Source organism: Streptomyces sp. NPDC018610 (assembly GCF_044391765.1).
Lineage (GTDB): Bacteria > Actinomycetota > Actinomycetes > Streptomycetales > Streptomycetaceae > Streptomyces.
Genome location: NZ_JBISAL010000012.1, coordinates 176,320 through 190,560, shown reverse-complemented (window position 1 = coordinate 190,560; position 14,241 = coordinate 176,320). Strand labels below are relative to the sequence as shown.

Below are 14,241 nucleotides of genomic sequence, written 5' to 3'. Positions count from 1 at the left end.
TGGACGTTACGGCAGATGCCGGCGCCCGGCACGCGCTGAGGGCGCCCCCTCCGCGTGGAAGGGGCGCCCTCGAAACCGTCGTTCCGGTCGCGGAGACGAAAGACCCTAGCCCATGAACTTCTTGAACTCGTCCGGCAGCTCGAAGTCCTCGGCGCCCTGCTGCGGCAGCCCGAGGGCACCGCCGCCCTGGGCCGCGGCGGCGCGGCGCGCGGCCTCCTCCTGCTCCTGCTGCTTGCGCTTCATCGGGTTGCCCGAGCGCTGCTTGCCCTTGGCCTTCTTCGGCTGCTTCTTGGAGCGGCCGGGGCCGCCGCCCATGCCCGGGATCCCCGGCATGCCGGGCATGCCGCCGCCCTGGGCCATGCGGGACATCATCTTGCGGGCCTCGAAGAACCGCTCGACCAGGTTCTTCACGGCGCTGACCTCGACGCCGGAACCCTTGGCGATACGGGCGCGGCGCGAGCCGTTGATGATCGTCGGGTCCTGGCGCTCGCCCGGGGTCATCGACTTGATGATCGCGGCGGTGCGGTCGACGTCGCGCTCGTCGATGTTGTTGATCTGCTCCTTGATCTGCCCCATGCCGGGCAGCATGCCGAGCAGCTTGCTGATGCTGCCCATCTTCCTGACCTGTTCCATCTGGGACAGGAAGTCGTCCAGGGTGAAGTCCTGGCCCTTCTTCGACGCCAGCTTGGAGGCCATTTTCTCGGCCTCTTCCTGGCTGAACGTCTTCTCCGCCTGCTCGATCAGGGTGAGCAGGTCGCCCATGTCGAGGATGCGGGAGGCCATCCGGTCCGGGTGGAAGGCGTCGAAGTCGTCGAGCTTCTCACCGTTGGACGCGAACATGATCGGCTTGCCGGTGATCTGCCGGATCGACAGGGCCGCGCCGCCGCGGGCGTCGCCGTCGAGCTTGGAGAGCACCACGCCGTCGAAGCCGACGCCGTCGCGGAAGGCCTCCGCGGTGTTGACCGCGTCCTGGCCGATCATGGCGTCGACGACGAAGAGGATCTCGTCGGGCCCGACCGCGTCCCGGATGTCGGCGGCCTGCTGCATCATCTCGGCGTCGATGCCGAGGCGGCCGGCGGTGTCCACGATCACGATGTCGTGGACCTTGGACTTGGCGAACTCGATGGAGTCCTTGGCGACCTTGACCGGGTCGCCGACGCCGTTGCCCGGCTCGGGGGCGTAGACGGCCACGCCGGCCCGCTCGGCGACGACGCTGAGCTGGTTGACGGCGTTGGGGCGCTGGAGGTCGCAGGCGACCAGGAGCGGGGAGTGGCCCTGCTCCTTGAGCCAGCGGCCGAGCTTGCCCGCGAGGGTGGTCTTGCCGGCGCCCTGGAGACCCGCGAGCATGATCACGGTGGGCGGCTGCTTGGCGAAGCGCAGCCGGCGGGTCTCGCCGCCGAGGATGGTGACGAGCTCGTCGTTGACGATCTTCAGGACCTGCTGGGCCGGGTTGAGGGCCCGGGAGACGTCGGCGCCGAGGGCACGCTCCTTGACGTTCTTGATGAACGTGCGGACGACCGGCAGGGCCACGTCCGCTTCGAGGAGGGCGATGCGGATCTCGCGCGCCGTGGCGTCGATGTCCGCCTCGGACAGCCGCCCCTTGCCGCGCAGGTTCTTGAAAGTCGCTGAGAGGCGATCGGAGAGAGTATCGAACACGGCGGCGTCGGTCCTCGGGGTAGGAGTCGTCTTGGGCTGCCCTCCAGGGTATCCGGCCCCGCGAGCGAATCGTCCCCGCCCGCCTCCAGTGGGCGGGGACGTCTCACCGGGGACGGGTCACCGCAGCGCCTCCTCCAGCCGCCGGGCCACCGAGGCCGCCTCCTCCCGCGGCAGCGGGGCGCCGTCGGGGCCGGTGACGTAGAAGGCGTCGACCGCGTTGGCTCCGAGCGTGCTGACGTGCATGCTCCGCACCCGTACCTTCGCGTCCTCCAGGGCCTGCCCGAGACGGAACAGCAGGCCGGGCGCGTCCTGGGCACGGACCTCGATCACGGTGGCGTGCCGGGAGGCGTCCGCGGCGACCGTCACCCGCGGCGGGGGCGGCACGACGCCCCGGCGGCGCGGATAGGCGGCGTCGCGCTCGGCGAGGCGGCCGGCGATGCCCAGGGTGCCGTCCAGCGCCCGCGCCAGATCGGCGCGCAGCCGGTCCGCCCGGGGCAGTGAGCCGTACTCGGCGGCGACCCGCCAGTCCAGCAGCAGGACGGTGGAGTCGTCGACGCCGTCGGGCAGGTCCAGGCTGCGCAGCTCGGCCGTGCGGACGGTGAGCCGGTGCACGGCGAGGACGCCGGCGACCGCCGGGAGCACGCCGGGCTGGTCGGGGACGGCGAGGACCAGTTCGACGCCGAGCGGTTCGGGTGCGCGCGGTTCGGGTGCGTGCGCCGGGTCCTCCGCCGGGGGTTCGGTCTGCGGGCGCAGCGCCAGGACCGGGCCGCCGGTGCGGAAGGCCTCGACGGCGAGCCGTTCCTGTTCGGCGCTGGGCGCGGTGGCGGGTTCGGGGCCGCCGTCCATGTCGCCGGCGAGGAGGGCGGCCACCCGGCGGACCAGGTCGGCGACGAGACCGGCGCGCCAGGAGGACCAGGCGGCGGGGCCGGTGGCCAGGGCGTCCGCCTCGGTCAGGGCGTGCAGCAGCTCCAGCGTGCCGTGGGTGCCGACCGCGTCGGCGACGGCGCGGACGGTGGCGGGGTCGTCCAGGTCGCGGCGGGTGGCGGTCTCGACGAGCAGCAGGTGGTGGCGGACCAGGGCGGCGAGCACGGCCGCGTCGGCGCGGTCGAAGCCGATCCGGCCGGCGACGTCGCGGGCGATGGTCTCGCCGGCCACCGAGTGGTCGCCGGGCCAGCCCTTGCCGATGTCGTGGAGGAGGGCGGCGGCGAGGAGGAGGTCGGGGCGGTGGACGCGGCGGGTGAAGCCGGCGGCGCGTACGGCCGTCTCGATCAGATGGCGGTCGACGGTCCAGACGTGGACGGCGTTGCGCTGCGGGCGGCAGCGCACCCGCTCCCAGTCGGGCAGGAGCCGGCTGATCACCCCTTCCGCCTCCAGGGCCTCCCAGACCTGCACGGTCGGGCGGCCGGAGCCGAGCAGGGTGACGAGCTGTTCGCGGGCCTCGGCCGGCCAGGGGGTGGGCAGGGGGCGCGCGGTGGCCGCCAGACGTCGCGCGGCGTGCCGGGAGAGCGGGAGGCCGGCCTGCGCTGCGGCGGCCGCGGCGCGCAGCGGGAGGACGGGGTCGCGTTCGGGGCGCGCGGTGCGGGCGAGGACGACCTCGCCGTCCTGTTCGACGACGCCTTCGGCGAGCGGGGTCCGCTCCGCGAGGCCGGTCCTTCCGCCGCCGAGGAGGGCGCGCAGTCTCGGACGCGCGGCGCGCGAGCGCAGAACGCGCCCCACTTCGCGCCAGGTGACGTCGCCGGCGTAGGAGATGACGCGGGCCGCCTCGTAGACCTGGCGCAGGAGGGTGTCGGCGTCGAGCAGCCCCAGCCGGGCCGCCACCTGGTCCTGTTCCTGGAGGGCGAGCCGGTCGGTGGCGCGGCCGGTCGTCAGGTGGAGGGCGTCACGCACGTCCAGGAACCGCCGGCGGGCGTCGGCCAGGCCCTCGCGGGGGGCGTCGGCGAGCCAGGAGGCGGCGACGGCCCGCAGGGCGGTGGCGTCGCGCAGACCGCCGCGGGCCTCCTTCAGGTCGGGTTCCAGCAGGTACTGGAGTTCGCCCTGGCGTTCGGCGCGCTCGGCGCACAGGTCCCGCAGTTCGGGAAGGCGGCGGGGGGCCTGGTTGCGCCAGTCGGCGAGGACCTGGGTGCGCAGCGCGGTGGTCAGCCCGCGGTCGCCCGCCAGGTGCCGCGCGTCCAGCAGGCCGAGCTGGACCTTGAGGTCGTCCGCCGCCGTCCTGCGGGCCTCGGCCGGGGTGCGGACCGAGTGGTCGAGGGCGATCCCGAGGTCCCACACGGGGTACCAGAGGCGGTCGGCGAGGGCGGTGACCGCCTCGGGGGCCGAGCCGTCGTGCAGCAGGACCAGGTCGAGGTCGCTGCGCGGGGAGAGCTCGCCGCGGCCGTAGCCGCCGACGGCGATCAGGGACACCCCGGGAAGGTCCTGGGCCGCGGCGTCGTGGAGGGCGGCCAGCCAGTCGTCGGTGAGGGCGGCGAGGGCGGCACGGCGCGGCGGCCCCGGCTGCGTCTCCTCGGTGAGGAGACGCAGCCGGGCCGCCGCGTAGCCGCCGGGTCCTGGGTCCTTCGCTCGGTTGGGCACGTCGGTGTCCGTCACCCGGCGACTCCTGTCCTCGTGGCTGTCAGAGCGCGTCCGGGCCGCGTTCGCCGGTGCGCACCCGTACGGCCGTCTCGACCGGCAGGGACCAGACCTTGCCGTCTCCGATCTTGCCCGTGCGGGCCGCCTTGACGACGACCTCGATGAGCTGTTCGGCGTCGTCGTCCTCGGCCAGCACCTCGATACGGATCTTGGGCACCAGGTCGACGGTGTACTCGGCGCCGCGGTAGACCTCGGTGTGTCCGCGCTGGCGGCCGTAGCCGCTGGCCTCGGTGACGGTGAGGCCGTGGACGCCGAAGGCCTGGAGGGCCTCCTTGATCTCGTCCAGCCGGTGCGGCTTCACGACGGCGGTGATGAGCTTCATGCGTCCACCTTCTTGTTCTGCTTGCCCTGCGCCGCGCTGCCCTGCCCGGCCGAGGCGGTGGCGATGACGCCGCCGCCCGCGCCGGTGAAGTCGTACGCGGTCTCGGCGTGCTCGGCGCGGTCGATGCCGGAGATCTCCTCGTCCTCGGTGACCCGCATGCCGATCGTCCTGTCGATCAGGAAGGCGAGGACGGCGGAGGCGACGAGGGAGTAGGCGAGGACGGCGAAGACGCCGGCGCACTGTTTCCAGAACTGGTCGAGGCCGCCGCCGTAGAAGAGGCCCTTGACGTCGGACTGGCCGCTGCCGCTGGCGAACAGGCCGACCAGGAGGGAGCCGATGACGCCGCCGACCATGTGGACGCCGACGACGTCGAGGGAGTCGTCGTAGCCGAACCGGTACTTCAGGCCGACGGCCATGGCGCACAGCACGCCGGCGATGGCGCCGACCGCGATCGCGCCGAGCGGGGAGACCGCGCCGCCGGAGGGAGTGATGGCGACGAGGCCGGCGACCGCGCCGGAGGCGGCGCCGAGCGTGGTGCAGGCGCCATGGCGGATCTTCTCGTAACCGAGCCAGGCGAGCATGGCGGCGGCGGTGGCGATCTGGGTGTTGACGAACATCAGCGGGCCGACGCCGTCGTCGTTGCCGAGCCAGGAGCCGGCGTTGAAGCCGAACCAGCCGAACCACAGCAGGCCCGCGCCCAGCATGACCAGCGGGAGGCTGTGCGGGCGCATCGGGTCCTTCTTGAAGCCGACGCGCCTGCCGATGACGAGGATCACGCCGAGCGCCGCCGCGCCGGCGTTGATGTGGACGGCGGTGCCGCCGGCGAAGTCGATCACACCGAGGTCGAAGGCCCAGCCGCCGGTCCCCCAGACCCAGTGGGCGACGGGGAAGTACACGATCGTCGCCCACAGCACCACGAACAGCGACCAGGCGGTGAACTTCACCCGGTCGGCCAGGGCGCCGCTGATCAGGGCCGGTGTGATGACCGCGAACATCAGCTGGAAGACGGCGAAGACGAAGACCGGGATGGTGTATCCGGGCCACAGGTCCGTCTTGCCGATCCCGCCGAAGCCGACGAAGTCGGAGGTCCAGCCGACGAGTGAGCCCTTGTCGGCGCCGAAGGCCATGGAGAAGCCGTAGAGGACCCAGAGGATGGTGATGATCCCGAGGCTGATGAAGCTCATCATCAGCATGTTGAGGGTGCTCTTGACGCGGACCATGCCTCCGTAGAAGAAGGCCAGGCCCGGGGTCATCAGCATCACCAGGGCGGAACAGATGAGCATGAAGCCTGTGTTGGCGGACGACAGCTTGGGTGCGTCCGCCGCGAGCATGACGGCTGGTGCCATCGGCGTCTCCTCGTCGGTCGGTAGGCCCGTGCGGGTGAGGCCTCGGGCGGTCCGGGAAGCGATTCCCGGCCATGAGGGGTGGGCCGGTTATGCGCCATGAGATTGACGCAGCGCGGTTTCGGTGGACGCCCCTCGTTGTTTCGCCGGGGTGACGAAGACGCCTGCTGTGTTACGCGTCGGTGAATCGCGTGCGCGCGGGGACGCGCCGAAAGGCACGGCGAGCCGGGCAGGACGCGGAGTGCGAAGAGATGGGGGAACCACGGGGAGCCGGGCGCGCGGGGGCCGCAGGCGCGGGAGCGCCGGGGCGCGAGGACCGGCCGGGGAAAGGGTTCGGCCGGGGAAAGGGTTCGGTCGGCAGAGGTCCGGCCGCGGGCGGCCTTCCGATGACCTGGCATGGGGGAGCCGAGTCGGGCAGTTCGGGAGGGCCGGCCGCGGCCGGGGTTCGGTGGGCCGCCGGTGTCTCAGACGGCCTCGGCCGTCTCGGGTAGCTCGGCGGCGAGCTGCTCGGTGAGGTCGATGACCTCGCTGAGGTCGCCGAAGTCGCGTACGGCGTTGTCGACGGTCTTGCGGATACGGGTGTTCACGCGCTCGGAGCGGACCTTCTTGGCCACCTTCATGGCCTGTGTGACATAGCGGGTGCTCTGCTCGGGCTCGCGCTGGAGCAGGTGGACGGTGGCCATGCCGATGAGGTTGAGCGCGTAGGACCGCTGGTGTTCACGGTCGTCGGCGAATAACTGGACGGCCTTCTCCATGAGGGGTTCGGCGAGCGAGGCGTACGCGGGGCTGCGGCCGGCGACGTAGGCGAGGTCGCGGTAGGAGTGGCTGTTCTCGCCGTACAGCTCGGCCTCGGAGAAGAAGCGGATCCAGTCGGGGTCCGGCTCGTCCCAGTCCTCGGCGTCGGCGAAGGCGTCCTCGGCCATCCGCACCGCGCGCTTGCACCTGCCGGGCTGGCCCATGTTGGCGTAGGCGCGGGCCTCCATCGCATACAGCATGGACTGGGTGCGCGGGCCGGCGCAGTCGCGGCTGCCGTACTGGGCGAGGTGGACGAGTTCCAGCGCGTCCTCGGGCCGGCCGAGGTGGATCATCTGCCGGCTCATGCTGGACAGGACGTAGGAGCCCAGCGGCTTGTCGCCGGCCTCCTTGGCGGCGTGCAGGGCGAGCACGAAGTACTTCTGCGCGGTGGGCTGCAGCCCGACGTCGTAGCTCATCCAGCCGGCCAGTTCGGCGAGCTCCGCGGCGACCTTGAACAGCCGCCTGGTGGTGGCCTCGGGCTGCGGTTCCTGGAGGAGGTCCGTCACCTCGTGCAGCTGGCCGACGACCGCCTTGCGGCGCAGGCCGCCGCCGCACTGGGCGTCCCACTGCCGGAACATCTTGGTGGTGGTCTCCAGCAGCTCCAGCTCGGGGCGGGACAGCCGGCCGGGGCGGCGGGCCGCGGCCGGCTCGGGCTCGCGGGAGGGGGACGGGGGCGTGGGCACGAGCCAGCGCTGCAGCGGCTCGATCAGCGACGGGCCGGCCGACAGCACCAGCGAGCTCCCGAGGAAGCCGCGCCGCGCCAGCATCAGGTCGCTGCGGGAGAACTCGCTGAGCAGGGCCACCGTCTGCGGGCCCGTCCAGGGCAGGTCGACGCCGGTCACGGAGGGCGACTGGCGGGCGCTGCGCAGGCCGAGGTCCTCCACGGAGACCACGCATCCGAAGCGCTCGGAGAACAGCTCCGACAGGATCCTGGGGATCGGCTCGCGCGGATTCTCCCCGTCCAGCCAGCGGCGCACGCGGGAGGTGTCGGTGGAGATGTGGTTGGCGCCCAACTGACGGGCCCGGCGGTTGACCTGGCGGGCGAGCTCGCCCTTGGACCAGCCGCTGCGCACGAACCACGAGGCGAGCAGTTCGTTCGGGCGCTTGTCCCCACTCGCAGCGTTCGTCCCGCCACCGCCGTTGCCGCTCACTGGAACGCCCCCATTCCTGAGACCACTTGTCGCTGAGTGCGCCAAGCCCTATCAGAATGCCGGTCGGCACCGCCGCCCGTCCGTCGGTTCTCGGCCTTCGAACGGGAAGGCGACTTGCCTCCGGCATACCCACGAGCGGATGTGCCCCCAGGACTCGCACACTCACAGTAATCCCACGATCACCGGTACGGCCATGCGGATCCTGGAAACGCCACCATTCGCCACCCCTTCGAATGAACTCTCGGCGGCCATGTCGCGATTCACTTGACACCACACGTCCACGAGCGGGTGGAGCGGTGCACCGGAGGGCGCGCGTCGCCGACCGCACCACCCCGAGTGCTTCCGGACGCCGTCTGAACTCCGCGGCGCCGGGCAGGGACTCGAAGACGGAGAGTCACCGCACGCATCCGCCGCGTAACCATCGAGGCGGCGGACCCGTTGGAGGGGGCATGGGCTTCACGATCGGCGGCATGCGCGAGAACCGTACCGGCACGCGACGGCGCGGCCGGTCGTACCGCTCGTCGGAGTGCACGGCGGTGGCCGAGTACACGGGACTGTGGGGCTGGGACGTGGCGCGCGGCGCGCGGGCCGTCGGCGGCGCCTGTTCGTGCGGCCGTGCCGACTGCGCGGCGCCGGGCGCCCATCCCCTGGAGTTCGCCCCGGCGATCCCGGCCGGAGCCACGCTCGACGAGGTGACCAGGGCGTGGGCCGAGGTGCCGGGGGCCGCGGTCATGCTGGCGGTCGGGCGCGCGTTCGACGTGATCGAGGTGGCCGAGGGCACCGGGCGCTGCGCCCTGGCCCGGATGGAGCGCATGGGCCTCCCCCTGGGCCCGGTGACCGTGAGCCCGGACGGCCGCGCCCACTTCTTCGTCGCCCCGGGCGCCGCCGCCGAGCTGCCCGCCCTGCTGTACCGCATGGGCTGGGACGACCCCGCCGCCCTCGATCTGCGCGGTCTCGGACCGGGCGCGTACCTGACGGCCCCGCCCTCCGACCGCGGCGGCCGCGGCCCGGTCCGCTGGCTGCGGCGCCCCGCCCTGGACACGGCGAACCCGCCGGAGGCCCGTCTGCTGCTGGGCACGCTGGCGTACGTGGCCCTCCGTTCACGGGCGTAGCCCGGCCCCGTCCTCGGCCCCGCCCCGCGCGGGCTGCCCGCTCGTACGACAGCGCCCGTCCCCCTGGTTCCGGGGACGGGCGCTGTGGTGGGTGAGGGAGACCGGTCAGTCTCCGATGAGGGCGTCAACGAACGCCTCCGGCTCGAACGGCGCGAGGTCGTCCGCGCCCTCGCCGAGACCGATCAGCTTGACCGGCACGCCCAGCTCGCGCTGGACGGCGACCACGATGCCGCCCTTGGCCGTGCCGTCCAGCTTGGTCAGCACGATGCCGCTGATGTCGACGACCTCGGCGAAGACCCGGGCCTGGACCAGGCCGTTCTGTCCGGTGGTGGCGTCGAGGACGAGCAGCACCTCGTCCAGCGGGGCGTGCTTCTCGACGACGCGCTTGACCTTGCCGAGCTCGTCCATGAGCCCGGTCTTGGTGTGCAGGCGGCCGGCGGTGTCGATGAGCACCACGTCGACGCCCATCTCCTTGCCCTCCTTCACCGCGTCGAAGGCGACGGAGGCGGGGTCGCCGGCCTCCGGGCCGCGCACGGTGTGGGCGCCGACCCTCTCGCCCCAGGTCTGCAGCTGGTCGGCGGCGGCGGCGCGGAAGGTGTCGGCGGCGCCGAGGACGACCGTGCGCCCGTCGGCCACCAGGACGCGGGCGAGCTTTCCGGTGGTGGTGGTCTTGCCGGTGCCGTTGACGCCGACGACCATCACGATGCCCGGCTTGCGGCCGTCCGGCTCGGTGCGCACCGTGCGGTCGACGTCGGTGCCGACCAGCGTGAGCAGTTCCTCGCGCAGCAGGGTGCGCAGCTCGGCGGGGGTGCGGGTGCCGAGCACGCGAACCCGCTCGCGCAGCCGCTCGACCAGCTCCTGGGTGGGCTGCACGCCGACGTCGGCGGTCAGCAGGGTGTCCTCGATCTCCTCCCAGGTCTCCTCGTCGAGGTGCTCGCGGGACAGGAGGGTGAGCAGGCCCTTGCCCAGGGCGTTCTGCGACCGGGAGAGGCGGGCGCGGAGCCGGACCAGACGGCCGGCCGTCGGCTCCGGGACCTCGATCGCGGGTGCCGGAAACTCCTCGACGACGGGCGGCTCCTCCACGACGACGGGAGAAGACGCGTCGGGGAGGTCCACCTCCTCGATCGTCCGCCGCGTTTCCTCGCGCGGCGTCTCGGCCTCTTCGCCGACTTGCGGCTCGGCCGGAGGGGCGGTGATGTCGAGCGGACCGGGCGGCGGCGGGGGCAGCGGCTTGCGGCGCCGGCTGCCGACGACGAGCCCGCCGAGCGCGCCGAGCACCACCACGGCGATGACTACAGCAAGGATGATGGTTTCCATAACGCGTCCAGTATCAGCCATGGGTCCCGGCCGGAGGCCGTTTGTGGCTTCCGCCAGGAGACAATCGCCACCGAATGGCATGAGTCGGATCAAAGTACGATGGTGTGCATCGCGTCCGTACGCGTAGAGTCCCGACGTCGCCGTTCCCCACGACGGCGCCCTCTCCCCCCACGAACGAGGCCGGACCCTTCTTCATGAGCAAGACCGCCGAGACCGACGGCGCCCTGGAAACCCGTGGCATCGAACAGGTGCCCGACCATGAGCGCACCGCCAGGACCCGTGAGCTGTTCCCCACCTGGGTCGGCGCCAACATCAGCGTGCTGCTGCTCACCATGGGCGCCAGCCTCGTCGTGGCGTACCACCTGAACTTCTGGCAGGCGCTCGTCGTGGCCGTCGCCGCGCCCGTCGTGTCGTACGGCCTGGTCGGGCTGATCGGCATCGCGGGCAAGCGCGGCGGAGCGCCCGGCATGGCGCTGTCCCGCGCGGTGTTCGGCCAGCGCGGCAACCTGCTGCCCGGTTCGCTGATCTGGATCGCCCGCTGGGGCTGGGAGACGATCAACGCGGTGACCGGCGCGTACGCCGTGCTCACCATCCTGAAGATCCTGTTCGGCGTGTCCGCGAACAGCGCGCTGGACCTGGTGACGCTGCTGGCGTTCGTCGTCGCCACCTTCGCGATCTCCGGGCTCGGCATCAACGCCGTGCAGAAGTGCAACAAGTACGCCGCCTACCTGTTCGGCGTCTTCTCGGTGCTGGTCCTCGGCTATCTGGTCGTGGACACCGACTGGTCGGCGGTCTTCGACCACTCCGCCGGTTCCACGGCCGCGGTCATCACCGGGATCGGCATGATCGCCGCGGGCGGCGTCAGCTGGATCCCGACCGCGCCGGACTTCACCCGGTACCTGCCGCGCACCGCCTCCTCCAAGGCGATCGTCGGCACCTCGGTCGGCGGCGCCGGCGTCGTCGTGCTGCCGATGGTGCTGATGGGCGCGGTGATGGCGGTCTCCACGCCCGATCTGGCCTCGGCCGCCGACCCGGTCTCCTTCCTCGGCGAGATCCTGCCGACCTGGATCGCGGTGCCGTACCTGCTGACGGCGCTGGTCGGCATGCTGCTGATCAACTCGATGTCGATGTACTCGGCGGGCTTCACCGCGCAGACCCTCGGCTTCAAGGTGCCGCGGCACTGGGCGGTCTCGGTCAACGCCGTCATCTCGCTGGCCTTCGGCGGGGTGCTGATGCTGGTGGCGACCAGCTTCATGGGCTCGTTCATCGCCTTCCTGTCGCTGCTCGCGGTCGCCTTCTCCGCCTGGGTCGGCGTCTTCGGCGCGGACATGCTGCGGCGCACCGAGTACGACGGCCGGGCCATGGCCGACACCACGCGCACCAGCGCCTACTGGTACCGGGGCGGCTTCTCGCCCGCCGCGGTGGCGGCGTGGGCGATCGGTCTGGCAGCGGGCCTGATGTTCACCACCTCGGACTGGTTCACCGGCCCCCTCGCGACGGGCAACGTCATCGGCGAGTACGGCCTCGGCTGGGTCGCCACGATCGTGGTCTCCGGCCTGCTGTACCTGGCGCTGCCCAAGCCGGCCGTGGTGACGCCGGCCGCCGAGGAGGCCACCGGGGAGCGCGCCGGACAGCCGGAGTCGCTGACCGTCTGAGCCCCGCGCACCCGCCTCACGTACCGAAGTCCCCCTCCCGCCTGACCGGAGGGGGACTTCCGCGTGTCTGCGGGGCGCCGGAACTCCGTGGCCCCCGCGCGGCGGCGCGTGCCGCACTGATCCCCATGACTGTGCTGGTGGTGGGCTTCGTCCGGGTGCCTGACGGAGAGACGCGCGTCCTCGACGCGCCGGACGAGGTGTTCCGGTCCCGGCGGCGGTTCCGGGTCCTGGCGTACGGGGGGGCGGGGTCCGGAGTCCGTACGCTCGCTGGGCGCGCGGTCACCGCCGGTGCCGGCCGAGGAGATCATGAGGGTCGAGGCCGAGCAGGGGCCGGGGCCGCTGCGCGAGGTCGCCCTGCCGCGCGAGCGGCTGGCCGAGGTCGCGCTGCGGACCGGGCGGCCACGGACGGTCCAGGAGCACGCCGAGGAGCACGCCGAGGAGCACCGGGGCCGGATCGCGGTCCGGCTCGGGATCGTCGGGGACGGCGCCCGCAAGGCCCTGGGGTTCGGCGGCGGTGTCCTGGTCCGGTGACCGGCGTCGGCCGTCGGCCCCCGGGACCGCGGCCCGTCGCATGCGAAACCGCCGCCCCCGTCCGGTCGGAACCGGCGGGGGCGGCGGTGGATACGAGGAGAGGGCAGCGGGGATTGGGCCCGTCTCCTCGGCCTCGGGGGGGCCGGGGGAGCCGCGGGTTCGCGGGGCTCCGTACGGAGTCCGGGCGCGCGGCTCCCGTGGGCTCAGCCCATCTCCTCCAGTGCCTTGCCCTTCGTCTCCTTGACGAACTTGAGGACGAACGGGATGGAGAGCGCGGCGAAGACCGTGTAGATGATGTACGTCCCGGAGAGGTTCCAGTCGGCCAGCGACGGGAAGCTCGCGGTGATGGCCCAGTTGGCGATCCACTGCGCGGAGGCGGCCACACCGAGGGCGGCGGCGCGGATCCGGTTCGGGAACATCTCGCCGAGGAAGACCCACACGACCACGCCCCAGGACAGGGCGAAGAAGAGGACGAAGACGTGGGCGGCGACCAGGGCGACCCAGCCCTGTGTGGCGGGCAGCTTGCCGTCGACCAGCGGGTGCGAGAACGCCCAGGCCTCCAGCGCCAGGCCGACGACCATGCCGGCCGAGCCGACCAGGGCGAGCGGCTTACGGCCGACGCGGTCCACGAAGATCATCGCGATCACGGTGCCGACGATGTTGATGATCGATGTCGTGAAGGAGTAGAAGAACGACTGCGACGGGTCGACGCCGACCGACTGCCACAGCGTCGAGGAGTAGTAGAACGCGACGTTGATGCCGACGAACTGCTGGAAGACCGACAGGCCGATGCCGATCCAGACGATCGGCTTGAAGAAGAAGCCGCCGCCGAGCAGGTCCTTGAAGGTGGACTTGTGCTCGCGCTTCATGGCGCTCTCGATCTCGTGCACGCGCGCGTCGAGGTCGACGTCCTTGCCCTCGACCTCGGCCAGGATCTCGCGGGCCCGCTCACGGCGGCCGACGGAGAGCAGGAAGCGCGGGGACTCGGGGATCGCGAAGGAGAGCAGGCCGTACAGGACGGCCGGGACGACCATGACGCCCAGCATGACCTGCCAGGCCTCCAGGCCCATCAGCTTGCCGCGCTGGTCGCCGCCGGCCGCGTTGAGCAGGCCCCAGTTGACCAGCTGGGAGATGGCGATACCGACGACGATCGCGGCCTGCTGGAAGGAGCCGAGCCGGCCGCGGTAGGCGGGCGGGGAGACCTCGGCGATGTAGGCCGGGCCGATCACCGAGGCCATGCCGATGGCGAAGCCGCCGATGACCCGCCACATGGCGAGGTCCCACAGGGCGAAGGGCAGGGCCGAGCCGACGGCGCTGATGGTGAACAGGACCGCGGCGATCTGCATGCAGCGGATGCGGCCGATGCGGTCGGCTATGCGGCCGGCGGTCGCGGCGCCGATGGCGCAGCCGATCAGTGCGATGGCGATGACCTGCGCCAGCACCGCGGAACCGACGTCATAGCGGTCCCGGATGGCCTCGACGGCGCCGTTGATCACGGAGCTGTCGTAGCCGAAGAGGAAGCCGCCCATGGCCGCCGCCGCGGCGATGAAGATGACGTGCCCGAGATGATCGGGGTGAGCCGTGGCTCCTGGCCTGGGTGCCTGCGCTGTGCTGGTCACGTGTACTCCTCGGGCACACCGGCAACGCTGCCGGGGTGGGGGGTCTGCCCTCAGATCGTGAGACCTGAAGGTAAAAGCAACGTTGCAGAGACTATGCCTTCAATTTTCGAAGTCA

At 72.2% G+C, this 14,241-nt stretch carries 10 protein-coding genes; 3 read left to right on the top strand and 7 right to left on the bottom strand.

Going from position 1 to position 14,241, the window contains the following annotated elements; all coding sequences use genetic code 11:
* Positions 1-105 precede the first annotated feature (105 nt).
* From ffh to ACH5A8_RS28985, 5 genes are all read right to left on the bottom strand, one after another.
* Positions 106-1,656 carry a signal recognition particle protein gene (gene ffh / locus ACH5A8_RS29005; RefSeq protein WP_399006871.1) on the bottom strand — a complete coding sequence of 517 codons (1,551 nt, stop codon included), beginning with the start codon at positions 1,654-1,656 and terminating at the stop codon, positions 106-108.
* 117 nt (positions 1,657-1,773) lie between these two features.
* Positions 1,774-4,239, bottom strand: coding sequence for a [protein-PII] uridylyltransferase (locus tag ACH5A8_RS29000; RefSeq protein WP_399006869.1), 2,466 nt, complete (start codon positions 4,237-4,239; stop codon positions 1,774-1,776).
* A gap of 25 nt (positions 4,240-4,264) precedes the next feature.
* Complete coding sequence (locus tag ACH5A8_RS28995; RefSeq protein ID WP_039656487.1) at positions 4,265-4,603, bottom strand: P-II family nitrogen regulator; 339 nt, start codon at positions 4,601-4,603, stop codon at positions 4,265-4,267.
* Positions 4,600-5,949, bottom strand: a complete 1,350-nt coding sequence (locus ACH5A8_RS28990) for an ammonium transporter (RefSeq protein WP_399006867.1) — start codon at positions 5,947-5,949, stop codon at positions 4,600-4,602. The genes ACH5A8_RS28995 and ACH5A8_RS28990 overlap by 4 nt, the downstream gene beginning before the upstream one ends.
* Positions 5,950-6,410: 461 nt before the next feature.
* On the bottom strand, positions 6,411-7,892 hold the full coding sequence (locus ACH5A8_RS28985; RefSeq protein ID WP_399006865.1) for a hypothetical protein: 1,482 nt from the start codon (positions 7,890-7,892) through the stop codon (positions 6,411-6,413).
* 449 nt (positions 7,893-8,341) lie between these two features.
* Here ACH5A8_RS28985 and ACH5A8_RS28980 point away from each other — a divergent pair, with 449 nt between their 5' ends.
* The gene (locus ACH5A8_RS28980) at positions 8,342-9,004 is read left to right on the top strand and encodes a bifunctional DNA primase/polymerase (protein WP_399006863.1); all 663 of its coding nucleotides are present in this window, start codon (positions 8,342-8,344) and stop codon (positions 9,002-9,004) included.
* Between the two features lie 105 nt (positions 9,005-9,109).
* On the opposite strand, the gene ftsY is transcribed toward ACH5A8_RS28980, so the two are convergent.
* The gene (gene ftsY, locus ACH5A8_RS28975; protein ID WP_399006861.1) at positions 9,110-10,321 is read right to left on the bottom strand and encodes a signal recognition particle-docking protein FtsY; all 1,212 of its coding nucleotides are present in this window, start codon (positions 10,319-10,321) and stop codon (positions 9,110-9,112) included.
* A 194-nt stretch (positions 10,322-10,515) separates the two neighbouring features.
* On the opposite strand from ftsY, the gene ACH5A8_RS28970 reads away from it, so the two are divergent.
* Entirely contained in the window at positions 10,516-11,976 is a 1,461-nt protein-coding gene (locus ACH5A8_RS28970; protein WP_399006859.1) for a cytosine permease, read from the top strand.
* 306 nt (positions 11,977-12,282) lie between these two features.
* Positions 12,283-12,507 carry a hypothetical protein gene (locus tag ACH5A8_RS28965; RefSeq protein ID WP_399006857.1) on the top strand — a complete coding sequence of 75 codons (225 nt, stop codon included), beginning with the start codon at positions 12,283-12,285 and terminating at the stop codon, positions 12,505-12,507.
* A gap of 203 nt (positions 12,508-12,710) precedes the next feature.
* Here ACH5A8_RS28965 and ACH5A8_RS28960 read toward each other — a convergent pair whose 3' ends face one another.
* Complete coding sequence (locus ACH5A8_RS28960) at positions 12,711-14,126, bottom strand: sugar porter family MFS transporter (RefSeq protein WP_399006855.1); 1,416 nt, start codon at positions 14,124-14,126, stop codon at positions 12,711-12,713.
* Positions 14,127-14,241: the final 115 nt, after the last annotated feature.

Coding starts and splice junctions, on each gene's coding strand:
- ACH5A8_RS28995 (WP_039656487.1), bottom strand. CDS start 4,603: ATGAAGCTCATCACCGCCGTCGTGAAGCCGCACCGGCTGGACGAGATC.
- ACH5A8_RS28990 (WP_399006867.1), bottom strand. CDS start 5,949: ATGGCACCAGCCGTCATGCTCGCGGCGGACGCACCCAAGCTGTCGTCC.
- ftsY (WP_399006861.1), bottom strand. CDS start 10,321: ATGGAAACCATCATCCTTGCTGTAGTCATCGCCGTGGTGGTGCTCGGC.
- ACH5A8_RS28965 (WP_399006857.1), top strand. CDS start 12,283: ATGAGGGTCGAGGCCGAGCAGGGGCCGGGGCCGCTGCGCGAGGTCGCC.
- ACH5A8_RS28980 (WP_399006863.1), top strand. CDS start 8,342: ATGGGCTTCACGATCGGCGGCATGCGCGAGAACCGTACCGGCACGCGA.
- ACH5A8_RS28970 (WP_399006859.1), top strand. CDS start 10,516: ATGAGCAAGACCGCCGAGACCGACGGCGCCCTGGAAACCCGTGGCATC.